The sequence below is a fragment of the Paraburkholderia sp. 35.1 genome (assembly GCF_050436525.1).
Lineage (GTDB): Bacteria > Pseudomonadota > Gammaproteobacteria > Burkholderiales > Burkholderiaceae > Paraburkholderia > Paraburkholderia tuberum.
In genome coordinates, this window is sequence record NZ_JBNDMJ010000002.1 from 2,305,885 (window position 1) to 2,318,699 (window position 12,815).

10 protein-coding genes are annotated in these 12,815 nt (G+C 65.0%); 4 read left to right on the forward strand and 6 right to left on the reverse strand.

Annotation, left to right across the window (positions count from 1 at the left end; genetic code table 11):
• Positions 1–131 precede the first annotated feature (131 nt).
• Positions 132–1,298, forward strand: coding sequence for a DNA polymerase IV (gene dinB, locus OKW27_RS16495; protein WP_184065303.1), 1,167 nt, complete (start codon positions 132–134; stop codon positions 1,296–1,298).
• Here the strand turns inward: dinB and OKW27_RS16500 are convergent.
• The 6 genes from OKW27_RS16500 to OKW27_RS16525 form a co-directional block, all read right to left on the reverse strand.
• Complete coding sequence (locus OKW27_RS16500) at positions 1,265–2,737, reverse strand: heavy metal sensor histidine kinase (protein WP_429334107.1); 1,473 nt, start codon at positions 2,735–2,737, stop codon at positions 1,265–1,267. The genes dinB and OKW27_RS16500 overlap by 34 nt on opposite strands.
• Entirely contained in the window at positions 2,734–3,420 is a 687-nt protein-coding gene (locus OKW27_RS16505) for a heavy metal response regulator transcription factor (protein ID WP_018424874.1), read from the reverse strand. The genes OKW27_RS16500 and OKW27_RS16505 overlap by 4 nt, the downstream gene beginning before the upstream one ends.
• Positions 3,421–3,535: 115 nt before the next feature.
• Positions 3,536–5,122 (reverse strand): efflux transporter outer membrane subunit, encoded by a 1,587-nt coding sequence (locus OKW27_RS16510; protein WP_429334108.1) that lies wholly within the window; start codon positions 5,120–5,122, stop codon positions 3,536–3,538.
• Positions 5,122–6,348 carry an efflux RND transporter periplasmic adaptor subunit gene (locus OKW27_RS16515; protein WP_429334109.1) on the reverse strand — a complete coding sequence of 409 codons (1,227 nt, stop codon included), beginning with the start codon at positions 6,346–6,348 and terminating at the stop codon, positions 5,122–5,124. Before OKW27_RS16515 ends, OKW27_RS16510 begins: the two co-directional genes overlap by 1 nt.
• A 23-nt stretch (positions 6,349–6,371) precedes the next feature.
• Positions 6,372–9,626, reverse strand: coding sequence for an efflux RND transporter permease subunit (locus OKW27_RS16520; protein WP_429334110.1), 3,255 nt, complete (start codon positions 9,624–9,626; stop codon positions 6,372–6,374).
• A gap of 409 nt (positions 9,627–10,035) precedes the next feature.
• Positions 10,036–10,470: a VOC family protein gene (locus OKW27_RS16525; RefSeq protein ID WP_008918388.1), complete on the reverse strand. Its 435-nt coding sequence runs from the start codon at positions 10,468–10,470 to the stop codon at positions 10,036–10,038.
• A 151-nt stretch (positions 10,471–10,621) separates the two neighbouring features.
• On the opposite strand from OKW27_RS16525, the gene OKW27_RS16530 reads away from it, so the two are divergent.
• From OKW27_RS16530 to OKW27_RS16540, 3 genes are all read left to right on the forward strand, one after another.
• Positions 10,622–11,497, forward strand: coding sequence for a LysR family transcriptional regulator (locus OKW27_RS16530; RefSeq protein WP_187613976.1), 876 nt, complete (start codon positions 10,622–10,624; stop codon positions 11,495–11,497).
• Between the two features lie 187 nt (positions 11,498–11,684).
• On the forward strand, positions 11,685–12,323 hold the full coding sequence (locus tag OKW27_RS16535; protein ID WP_429334111.1) for a LysE family translocator: 639 nt from the start codon (positions 11,685–11,687) through the stop codon (positions 12,321–12,323).
• A 90-nt stretch (positions 12,324–12,413) separates the two neighbouring features.
• Positions 12,414–12,764 carry a hypothetical protein gene (locus OKW27_RS16540; protein WP_429334112.1) on the forward strand — a complete coding sequence of 117 codons (351 nt, stop codon included), beginning with the start codon at positions 12,414–12,416 and terminating at the stop codon, positions 12,762–12,764.
• Positions 12,765–12,815: the final 51 nt, after the last annotated feature.

Here is a 12,815-nt window from a genome sequence, read left to right on the forward strand (position 1 = left end):
ACGACACGCGTGCGGCCGGCCGCGCCGGCCCTGACCGGAGGCGAGCGCGGCAAGGTACCATTACGGGCTGGCGGCGTCGCGACGCGCGCCGTCACCGCTTTCGTTCATTGCCATCGCCCGCTTCAACTCCCATGAATTCGCCAACCCGCCGCATCGCGCACCTCGACATGGACGCGTTTTACGCGTCCGTCGAACTGCTGCGCTATCCGGAGTTGCGCGGGCGCGCGGTGGTGATCGGCGGCGGGCGCAACAGCGCGCCGCAGGTGCTCGAAGACGGCAGCAGGCGCTTCGCGAAGCTGCGCGATTACGCGGGCCGCGGCGTCGTGACCACCTCGACCTACGAGGCGCGCGCGCTCGGCGTGTTTTCGGCGATGGGCATGATGAAGGCCGCCGCGCTCGCGCCCGACGCGATCCTGCTGCCGACCGACTTCGATTCATACCGCCACTACTCGCGTCTTTTCAAGGCCGCCGTCAGGACGTTCACGGACCGCATCGAGGATCGCGGCATCGACGAGATCTATATCGACCTGACCGACCTGGCGGGCGAACCGGCCGACATCGGCCGGCGCATCAAGGACGCCGTTCATCAGGCCACCGGTCTCACGTGTTCGATCTGCGTCGCGCCGAACAAGCTGCTCGCGAAGATCGGCTCCGAACTCGACAAGCCTGACGGCCTGACGATCCTCACGCCGGCCGATATACCGCTGCGCGTATGGCCGCTGCAGGTACGCAAGGTCAACGGCATCGGCCCGAAGGCCGCGCAGAAGCTGACCACACTCGGCCTCGCGACGGTCGGCGATCTGGCCGCCGCCGACGCCGGGTTGTTGCAGGACAACTTCGGGCGCAGCTATTCCGCCTGGCTGATGCAGGTCGCGCAGGGTCACGACGAGCGGCCCCTGGTGGTCGAATCGGAGCCGAAGTCGATCAGCCGCGAGACCACGTTCGAGCGCGATCTGCATCCGCGCCACGATCGACCGGCGTTATCGAGCGCGTTTACGGGGCTGTGCGTGCGTGTCGCCGACGATCTCGTGCGCAAGGGTTACGTGGGCCGCACGATCGGCATCAAGCTGCGTTACGACGACTTCCACACCGTCACGCGCGACCTGACGCTCGACGAACCGACCGCCGACGCGACCGAAATCCGCCGCGCGGCGACCGAATGTTTGCGACGCGTGGAGTTGAACCGCAAGCTGCGGCTATTGGGCGTGCGCATCAGCACGCTGACGTCGGCCAGCGAACAGGCGCTGAAGCCGCGCCTGCCGGTTCAGGCCGACTTGCCTTTCGCGAGCGACGAATAGGCGCTGTCGCCGGCGACGCCGGTCGCGTTCGCACGCATGGCCGGCACGTCGCCCGACGTGGACCGCGCCGACGCCGCCACCGAAAACGAGAACGTGTTGACGCCGTTGGCGCTGTGCGCGGACACGGTGCCGCGATGCATCTCCGCGATCGCCTTCACGATCGCGAGCCCGAGCCCGTGGTTTTCGCGGCTATTGGTGCGCGAGACTTCCGCGCGATAGAAACGGTCGAACAGATGTTCGAGGACGTCCGGCGCGATCGGCTCGCCAGGATTTGCCACGGCGACGCGCACCTGGTCGCGCATCGGTCCTTTCCCGCGCGCGATCGTCACGCTGATCGACGCGCCCGGCTCGCAATGCTGGATCGCGTTCATCAGCAGGTTCGTGCACGCGCGGCCGAATAGCGACCGGTTCACGCGCGCGAACGCATCGCCGTGCAACTGCGCATGCACGTGCGCCTCTTCGAGCGGAATCTCCAGAAACTCGAGCGTATGCGCGAGTTCCGCCGCGAGCGACACCTCGACGAGCCCCGTCGCGCGTTCGCCCTGATCGGCGCGCGCGAGGAACAGCATGTCGTTGATGATCGTGCGCATCCGCTCGAATTCTTCGAGATTCGATTGCAGCGTGTGGCGCAGATCGTCGACCGAGCGGTTGCGGGTCAGCGCGACCTCGGTCTGGCCGATCAGGATCGTGACCGGCGTGCGCAGTTCATGCGCGACGTCCGCGTTGAACGATTCGAGCCGGCCGTAGGCGCCGTCGAGCCGTTCGAGCGCGCCGTTGAACGAGTTCGCGAGGTCGTTCAGTTCGAGCGGCAGCGACGCCGTATTGAGCCGCTGCGAGCGGTTGTTCGGGCTGACCGCCGATGCGTCGCGCGTCAGACGCGTGAGCGGTGCGAGACCGATGCGCGTGACCGAGTAGCTGAGCAGCAGCACCGCGAGACTGCCGAGCGCGGACAACGCCGCGAGCGCCGAGCCGAACACGCGCATCGTGCGCAGGTTCGGTGAATAGCTCGACGCGACCTGCAACTGCACCGGCGGCCGCGCGGCGTTGGCGGGCAAGGTCACCGTCGAGGTCAGCATGTCGGGGCCGCCGCCCGCCGGCGCGATGCGCGCATAGCCGCCCGGCCAGCTCTTCGTGACGGTGCCCTGCACCGGCGTGCCGAAGTGATAGCTCGGGTCCGCGCTCGTCACCGAGTACACGGTGCTGCCGTCGTGCGGCGTCATGTCGGTGAGTTTTTCGCGGCACATCCGCCATTTTTCGGGCGTCACCGCGTGATAGACGATGATGCGTGCGATTTGCGTGCGATCGTCGAGCGACTCGCGCAGATGATGCTCGAGCTGCGTGCGCAGCACCAGAAAGAGCCCCGTGCCGACGAGCGTAAACACGAACAGCGCGACCAGCGCGAACATCGACGCGAGACGGCGGGCAATCGAACGGTTCATGATGTCTCGGCCTCTTCGCGCACTTCGAGCACGTAGCCCATGCCGCGCACCGTGTGCAGCAGCTTCGACGGGAACGGGCCGTCGAGCTTCGCGCGCAGCCGCTTGATCGCGGTCTCGACGACGTTCGTATGGCTGTCGAAGTTGACGTCCCACACGAGTTCGGTGATCGCGGTCTTCGACAGAATGTCGCCCTGACGGCGCGCGAGCACGCTGAGCAGTTGAAACTCTTTGGCGGTCAGGTCGAGGCGTACGCCGTCGCGCGTCGCGCGGCGGCCGATCAGATCGACGAACAGATCGCCGACGGAAATCAACGTGGACTCCTGCGAACGCGTGCGGCGCGCGAGCGCATGCAGACGCTCGACCAGCTCGAGGAACGAGAACGGTTTGGTCAGGTAGTCGTCCGCGCCTTCGCGCAGGCCGCGCACGCGGTCGTTCACGTGATCGCGCGCGGTCAGCATGATGACCGGCGTCGACTTGCGCATGCGCAGCGCCTTCAGCACGCTGAAGCCATCGCGCTTAGGCAGCATCACGTCGAGGACGATCACGTCGTAATCGAATTCGGTGGCCAGATGCATTCCTTCCTCGCCGTCGAGCGCGACATCGACGACCCAGCCCTGCTCTGTCAAACCGGAGCGCAGGTAGTCCACCACCTTGTGCTCGTCTTCAACGATCAGCAATTTCATCCGCGTCCCCATGCCACGTTTGGCGGTCAACTGTCCATTATACGAAACGCCCCTAACGCCCCTAACGCCTCGCGCCGATCCCACTCCCTCGGCACGGAAGCTCTGCCGGGGCGATTCAGTGTGCAGGAGCCGGCATCTCCCTCTGCTGCGCGCCGCCGGCTGGCGCTTGCTGCGGCGATGCCGTAGCACTGGCGACGTTCGCTGTCGCGTTCGTACGGGTAGCCTCGTTCCCGGCCATTGCGCCACCTTGCGCGCCGCCCTCCCAGCCGCCGCCGAGCGCCTTCACGAGCGCCACCGACAGCGTCAACTGCTGGCCGTGAATCTGCACGTCCGTGCGCTCGCTGGTCAGCAGCGACTCCTGCGCGTCGATCACGTTCAGATACGCGACGAGGCCGCCCGAATAGCGATCGTTCGCGAGCGACAGCAGCCGCTGCGCGTCCTCGACCGCCTCGCGCGACTGCTTCGCCGCGCCGTCGAGCACCGACAGTCCTGTAATGCCGTCCTGTACCTGCTGGAACGCGCTCAGCACGGTCTGCCGATAATTCGCCTCGGTCGCCTTGTAGCCCGCGCTCGCGTACTGGACGTTGGCCGCGCGCCGGCCGCCGTCGAAGATCACTTGACCGACCGTCGCGCCGAGCGTCCACATCAGCGTCGGCGCGCTCAGCAGATTGGCGAACTCGGTGCTCTCCCAGCCGATGCCCGGCGTCAGCGTGAGGCTCGGGAAGAACGCCGCCTTGGCCACGCCGATCTGCGCGTTGGCCGCCGCCATCGCACGTTCCGCCGAGGCGACGTCGGGACGCCTTTGCAGCACGTCGCTCGGCACGCCGAGCGGTACGGTCGGCGCCTTGATGTCGAGCACCTTCGGCTCGATCGCGAACTGCGGTGCCGGCACGCCGACCAGCGCGGCGATCGCATGCTCGAACTGCGCGCGCTGATTGAGCAGCAGTTGCGCCTGCACGCGCGTCGAATCGAGCTGCGATTTCTGCTGCAGCACGTCGAGGCCCGATACCGAACCGAGATCGTGCTCGGTGTTCACGTAGTCGAGCGCTTTCTGCTGTAGCTTCACCGACTGGTTCAGCACGTCGATCTCGCGGTCGAGCTCACGCAGCGAGAAGTAGTCGGTGGCGAGGTCGGTCGTCAGCACGAGGCGCGCGTTCGCGAGATCGTCCGCCGACTGTTCGGCCGACGCCTGCGCGCCCTCGACCTGACGACGGATGCGGCCGAACAGATCGGTGTCGTAGCTGATCGTCGGCCCGAGCTGGAGGTTGTTCTGCACCGTCGATTCGGTCGGCGTCGCGTAGTTCGTCAGCGGCCGGTCGTGCGAAATACGGAAGCGCGAGGCCTGTGCGTTGAAATCGACTTCCGGCACGCGCTGCGCGCTGGTGTTCGCGAGCGTCGCCTTCGCCTGCTCGTAGTGCGCGCTCGCCGCGGCGAGCGTCTGGTTCTGCGCGAGCGCCTGGGTTTCGAGCGTCGCGAGCGTCGGGTCGGCGAAGCCCGTCCACCAGTCCGGGGCGATCGGCGCATGCGACGGCGCGGCGACGCGCCAGAACGAATCGGTGTGCCATTCGGGCGGCACCTCGGCCTGCGGCCGCTGATAGTTCGGGCCGACCGTGCACGCGGCGAGCAGCGCCGCGCCGGCGCACGCGCTCAGCGCGGTGAAGACAGTGCCACGCGTACGCGCCTGGCGTGAAACCGCGAACATCACGACGCCCCCTTGCCGTTCTTCTGCAGCGGCTGCACCTGCACGTGATCGCCATCGGCAATCGAATCGCTCGGGTTGACGATGATGCGATCGCTCGGCGAGATACCGCTTTCGATTTCGAGCTGCTGTCCGAGGTCCACCGCGATCACGACCTTGCGCAGGCTCACGTTGCCCTTTGCATCGACGACCGCGAGGCGCGGACCCTCCGCGCGAAATAGCAGCGCGTTGCCGGGCACCGTGAGACGCGCATGCGCGGCGGCCGGCACCGCGACCTGCACGTACGCGCCGGGGCGCAGCTTGTCGTCGGGATTCGGCAGCGTCACTTCGATCTGCAACGAGCGCGTGGGTACGTCGATCGCGCCGGATATATGCGTGATCTTGCCGTTGAACTGCTGGCCCGGCAGCTCGGCCTGCGTGACCACGACCTTCTGCCCGACCGCGACGTTCTGCGCGTAGGCCTGCGGCAACTGCACATAGACGCGCAACGGGTCCGATTGAGCAAGCGCGAACAACGCACGGCTCGTGCCGCTGCCCGCGTCGATCAGATCGCCGACGTCGACGTTGCGCTGCGTGACCACGCCGGTAAACGGCGCGACGATCCGCTTGAACGATTCGAGCTGCTGCAGACGCTTGACGTTCGCATCGGCGGCCGCGAGATTCGCGAGGTCCTGCGTGTAGGTGCTTTGCCGTTCGTCGAGCTCCTGTTGCGACACCGCATCGCGCTGGCGCAGCTGCTGCCAGCGTTCCAGCGAGGTCTTCGCGAGCGCGAGGCTCGAATTGATCTGCTGACGCTGTGCCAGAGCCTGCGCGAGTTCCTGGTCGATTTCCGGCGTATCGAGCTCGGCGAGCAGTTGCCCCTGCTTCACGTGGGTGCCGATGTCGGCGTACCAGTGCAGCAGATAGCCGGTCGCGCGTGCGTAGATCGGCGACTCGACATAGCCGCGCAGCGTGCCCGGCAGCAGCGTGTCGCCGCCGCCCTCGGTCTGGGTCGGCGTGACGACATTCACGTACTGCGTGGCATTCTGCTGCGCGATCGCCGCGACTTCGCGGTTTTGCAGCACGTTCGCGATCACGGTGCGAAGTGTGCCTGCCACGAGCAGCATGAGCACGATCACGACGGCGATCTTCGCGCGCTTCCATTCGCGATGGCGCGGCGGCAGCCGGTGCTCTCCTTCTTCGGTTTCCCGCGCGGGGATCGCTAGCGATGCATGAGTTTTTTCGGTCATCTCAGTCAACCATCGTTTAACTTTTACGCGGGCGTCGCCGCACTGCTGGGTTCCGGTGCGGGGGTGTCACTATGGCCGCCACTGCCACCGCCGTTGCCGCCAGCGTCGCCACCGCCGTTGTCGTCGTCGCCGCCGTTCTTATGACGGCGCGCGAGCCACGAATGAATTCCCGCAAACACGAGCGGCACGAAAAACAGCGTCGATACGGTCGCGAACAGCAACCCGCCGATCACCGCGCGGCCAAGCGGCGCATTCTGCTCGGCGCCCTCGCCGAGACCGAGCGCCATCGGAATCATGCCGATGATCATCGCGAACGCGGTCATCAGCACCGGACGAATCCGGCTCGCGCCGGCTTCGAGCGCGGCCGTGAGCGGCGGCGCGCCGGCCGACAGCCGCTGGCGCGCGAACGCGATCATCAGAATACTGTTCGCGGTCGCGACGCCCATGGTCATGATCGCGCCGGTCAGCGCCGGCACGCTCAGATGGGTGCCGGTCAGGAACAGCATCCACACGATGCCCGCGAGCGCCGCCGGCAACGCGCTGACGATGATCAGCGGATCGACCCACGACTGGAAGTTCACGACGATCAGCAGATACACGAGCACGATCGCCATCGCGACGCCGATGCCGAGCCCAAAGAACGAACTGCGCATCGTCTGTACCTGGCCGCGCACGGTGATCGTGCTGCCGCGTGGCAGCGAGCCGCGCACCTCGTCGACGATCTTGTCGACCTGATTCGCCACGCTGCCGAGATCGCGCTTTTCAACGCTCACATACAGATCGATCACCGGACGGATGTTGTAATGCGTGACTTCCGCGAACTGGCTCTTCGGCGAGATCTGCACGAGGTTGCCGAGCAGTTGCGTCGGCCCGTTCATCGTGGCCGAGACCGGGGTGCGCAACAGTTCGTCGATCGAAGACACCTGGTACTGCGGCGTCTGCACCGCCACCTTGTATTCCACGCCGTTCCTGTTGTTGACCCAGAAGCCCGGCGACGTCTGCGAGCTGCCCGACAGCGAAACGAGCACGTTCTGCGCGACGTCGTTCGCGGTCAGGTTCAGTTGTTGCAGGCGGGTGCGGTCCATGTGCAGATCGATCACCGGTTCGTCGAGCTTCTGCTGGATATGCGTGTCGACGGTGCCGGGAATCAGTCGCACCTGCTTCAGCAGCTTGCGCGCGACGTCGAGGTTGCCCTGCTGATTCGCGCCCGAAATCTGCACGTCCACCGCGGCAGGCAGGCCGAAGTTCAGGATCTGCGTGACGATATCGGCCGGCTGAAAGAAGAACTCGACGCCCGGGAAACGCTGCGGCAGGATCGCGCGCAGCTTGTCCATGTAGATCTGCGACGGCTTGTGGCCTTCGTTCAACGCAATCTGGATCTCGCCGTCGAGCGTGCCCATCGTGCCCGCATTGCTATACGACAGGTTGATGCCGCTATACGGGACGCCGAGGTTGTCGAGAATCGTGCCCAACTCCCTGGGTGGCACGACTTCGCGGATCACCTTTTCGACCTCGTCGGCCAGCCGCGCGGTTTCCTCGATACGCGTGCCGGTCGGCGCGCGCATGTGCAGACGGATGTCGCCCGCGTCGACGCTCGGAAAGAAGTCTTCGCCGAGTGCAAAGAACAGGCCCATCGACAGCACGCAGAAACCGAGGAACAGCGCGCCGAACATCTTGCGACGCACGAGCAGGTTGCTCAGGATCATGATGTAAGTCGCGCGCATGCGCTCGAAGCCTGCGTCGAAGCGGTGATACAGACGCATGAACAGATTCGGCTTCGTGCCCGCCTTCGGCTTGTGCGCGTGGCCCATCAGCAGCATCGCGAGCGTCGGCACGAGCGTACGCGACAGGATGTACGAAGCGAGCATCGCGAACACCACCGCTTCCGCGAGCGGCACGAATAGATAGCGCGCGACGCCGGTCAGGAAGAACATCGGCACGAACACGATACAGATACACAGTGTCGAGACGAGCGCCGGCACTGCGATTTCGCCGGCGCCTTCGAGAATCGCATCGTGCAGATTCGTGCCCAAGTGCAGGTGCCGCTCGATGTTCTCGATCGTCACGGTCGCGTCGTCCACCAAGATGCCGACCGCGAGCGCGAGGCCGCCCAACGTCATGATGTTGATGGTCTGCCCGAGCGCGTGCAGCACGATCAGCGACGACAGAATGGACAGCGGAATCGAGATCGCGATGATGCAGGTGCTGCGCCAGTTGCCAAGGAACAGCAGGATCATCGCGGCGGTCAGCGCGGCGGCGGCCAGCGCTTCGCGCACCACACCCTGCACCGCCGCCTTCACGAATACCGACTGGTCGAACAGCGCGGTGATCTGCAGATCCGGCGGCAGCGCGGCGCGCGCGGCCGGCAAAATGGCTTTCAACGTATCGACGATCGACAGCGTCGACGCGTTGCCGTTCTTCAGCACCGACATCAGCACGCCGCGATGGCCGTTCTGCCGCACGATGTTGGTCTGCGGCGAGAAGCCGTCGCGCACATGCGCGACTTCACGCAGGTAGGTCGTCGCGCCGTTGACGGTGCGCACCGGAATGTCGTTGAGACCTTCCAACGTCGGCGGCGACCCGTTCATTTCGACCGTGTATTCCTTCGGCCCGATCTTGGCCGTGCCGGTGGGCAGAATCAGGTTTTGCGCGTTGAACGCGTTGACCACGTCGGCAGGTGTCAGGCCCTTGGCCAGCAGCGCGCGCGTGTCGAGGTCGACCGAGATCAGCCGCGATTTGCCGCCATACGGATATGGCACGGCCGCGCCCGGAATCGTCACCAGTTGCGGTCGCAGGAAGTTCAGCGCGGTGTCGTTGAGATCCTGCTCCGAGAGTTTTGGACTCGACAGGCCGAGCTGGATGACTGGAATGCTGGAAGCCGAGTAGCTGATGACCAGCGGCGCGGTGGCGCCCGGCGGCATCTGCTTCAATTGCGCCTGCTCGATGGCGACCGTCTGCGCGATCGCCGTCTGGATGTTCGCGTTCGGCTGCAGAAACACCTTCAGGATCGCGATGCCGGGGAGCGATTGCGATTCGATATGTTCGATGTCGTTGACCGTCGTGGTCAGACTGCGCTCGTTGACCGACGTGATGCGGGTGGCCATGTCTTCGGCCGACAGCCCCGTATACGTCCAGATGATGCTGACGACCGGAATGTTGATATCCGGCAGCACGTCGACGGGCATGGTGAACAGCACGAAGGGCGTCGCCAGCACGATCAGAATTGCCATCACGATGAACGTGTATGGCCGCTTAAGCGCTACGTTGACGATCCACATTGAAACGGGCCAGAGAAAATGCGGGTGGAGGGAGGGATTGAATCTGCGCTTATGCTAGATCGATGGCACCAACGCCTGCATGGCATGAAAATGGCGAAATCGTCAGGAAGCTTGTTGAAAGCAAATGCGCCATTTTTGAAGGCGAAGGGCTCTCGCCGAATTAGCTGCGAATTAGCCGCAAAGCAAACGTTTGTTGAATAAATTTACGCGCAGTTAATGAAACGTTTGCTGATACGCGGCACGTTTTTTGGCCGAAATGATATGAAACATGCTTTCAGATTGATTCGCAAGACGGGGCGATTTTGCTCCGTGCGGCCATCCCCTTCAACCAAAATAGGCCGGTCGACCTGAATGGTCGACCGGCCTTCATTTGCAGTTATCCGTGTCCTGGCGTCAACGCCCGCGACGCTTATTTGGCGAACAGCGACGACATATCGGCGAACGCCTTGAACTCGAGCGCATTACCCGACGGATCGAGGAAGAACATCGTCGCCTGCTCGCCGACCTCGCCCTTGAAGCGCACATGCGGCTCGATGATGAATTCGATGCCGGCCTTCTGCAGTTTGTCCGCGGCGGCCTGCCATTGCTCCATCGACAGCACCGCGCCGAAGTGGCGCACCGGCACCGCGTCGCCATCCACCGCGCTGGTATGACGGTGACCGACTTCGTCCGGCGCCAGATGCGCGACGATCTGATGACCGTAGAAATTGAAATCGACCCATGCGTCCGAACTGCGCCCTTCCGGGCAGCCGAGCAATTCGCCGTAGAACTCACGCGCGGCGGCGAGGCTATGAACAGGAAACGCCAGGTGGAACGGCGGCAAAGCGGTTTCGGCAACGCTCATGATAGGAAGACTCGCTGGGGTGGGTGTGAGGATGAATTACGACTGGCACGACTGGCAACCGGTTCAGTTGAAGCAAAGTTTAATCATGAATAAAAATGTTGAGAAACGATATATATTTGACCTGACCATCATCAAAATCGATTGATCGATCATGCTCAGCGAGTTGAAAACCTTCATCGCCGTCAGCCAGTACGGCACGTTCTCCGGCGCGGGCGCGCGCATCGGGCTCACGCAATCGGCCGTCAGCGCGCAGATGCAGCGGCTCGAACAGGAACTCGGCTTTCAGCTGTTCGATCGCACCGGCCGCTCTGCGACGCTCAACGAGGCGGGCCGCGAAACGCTCGCGCTCGCAGAGGAAATGATGACGCTCTATGCGCGGCTCTCCGAGCGCAGCGGCGGCGCCGCCGAAAGCGGCATGCTGCGGGTCGGCGCGATCGCGTCCGCGCAGGTGTCGCTGCTCGCCGACGCGCTCGCGCGCTTTCGCGACGACCGTCCCGGCTGGCGGATTCGCGTGGTGCCGGGCGTGTCGCTGGGGCTGCTCGGCCAGGTCGACTCGGGCGAGCTCGATCTGGCCGTCATCATCAAACCGCCGTTCGCGCTGCCGTCGGAACTCGAATGGCGCACGCTCGTCGCCGAACCGTTCGTGCTGCTCGCGCCGAAACAGCTTGCGCGCGGCGGCCGCTCGTGGCGCGAACTGCTGCGCAGCGAGCCGTTCATCCGCTACGACCGCGCGTCGTTCGGCGGACGGCTGGTCGACCGTTTTCTGCGGCGCGCGCGCCTTGGCGTGCGCGATGCGGTCGAGCTCGACGAATTGCAGGCGATCGTGCAACTGGTCGCGCGCGGCATGGGTGTCGCGCTGATTCCGAATACGGCCGGGCTCGGCAAATGGCCAGCGAGCGTCGTCGCACTCGAACTCGGCGATGCGAGCTTCGAGCGCGAGATCGGGCTCGTACTGCGGCCGCGGCATAGCCGGCCGGTGGTCGCCGATGCGTTGGCGGAGTGTATTGCGAGCGCGGCGCACGGTTGAGCGCTTTGCACGCCGCATTCGATGCGAGTTCGCTTCGGGTTCGCATCGAGTGTGCTGCCATACGTACGCGCAACTGTATCTGTGAGTCGCGCGCGACGGCGCGCAGAATCGTTGCTTCATTCAACCGGCTGTGTGGCGCGTTGCATTGCATTGTCGAACACGCGCTTCGCCCTTGCATTTGCCCGCCATGATCGCCAGCCCTCTGCTCACCGCCGATGTCCTGATCGCCTACAGCGCCTATTTCGTCGGCACCGTGAGCCCTGGGCCGAGCAATCTCGCGATCATGTCGCTCGCGATGAGCGCGGGCCGACGCGCGGCACTGGTGTTCGCGCTCGGCGTGGTGTCGGGCTCGTTCTCATGGGCGCTGCTCGCGTCGCTCGGGTTGTCGGCGGTGCTCGCCGCCTACTCGGAATGCCTCGTCGCGATCCGGATCGCGGGCGGCTTGTATCTGCTGTGGCTCGGCTTCAAGTCCGCACGCTCGGCGTGGAGCGCCGGCAAGCCGGCCGCGAGCGCGGCGCGCGTCGACGAACCGCTCGGGCGACTCTATCTGCGTGGCCTTTTGCTGCATCTCACGAATCCGAAAGCGGTGCTGGTGTGGCTGTCGATCGTGTCGCTCGCGATGTCGCCGGTACACGGCGCCGCGCACGTGACGCCGGTCGTGCTGGGCTGCATGGTGATCGGCGCGACGGTATTCAGCAGCTACGCGGTGCTGTTTTCGACGGCGTCCGCACGCCGTGTCTATACGGCGATCCGGCGCTGGCTCGATGGCTCGCTCGCGGTGATGTTCGGCATTGCGGGGGTCAAATTGTTGACGTCGAAGAGTTGAGGTGGGTCGGGCGCGTCTGGGTCGCCCGAGGCCGCGCTCTGCGATACTGGCGGTTCGGCTCCATCAACGACGGCACCCACCCACGCAACGATGAACGGCAACGACTACGACGCACCTTCTTCCAACCAACGCTCGCCGCTGCAAAAGCGGCTCTATCTCACCGGCACGGCGATCCTGGTCGTCAGCCTGATCGCCGCGGTGCTCATCTACGTGAGCGTGCCGCCGCCCGATATCGCGGTCGCCATGTACGGCATCGTCGATCCGCGCTATCAGATCGAGCTACAGCAGATCGGCGGCAACGCGGCGGTACTGATGGCGCAGTTGCATCAATGGTTCGATAGCTTGTGGCACGGTGTCAGGCTCGCTTATACGGTCGCGGCGCTGGGCGCCGCGCTCGCGGCTGGCTGCATTTTCATCGGCCATTTTTTCGCGGACGATTGAGTCGCGAGGCGCTCGCATCGAGGCGCTCTAGTACCAAGACCGAGTCACCGC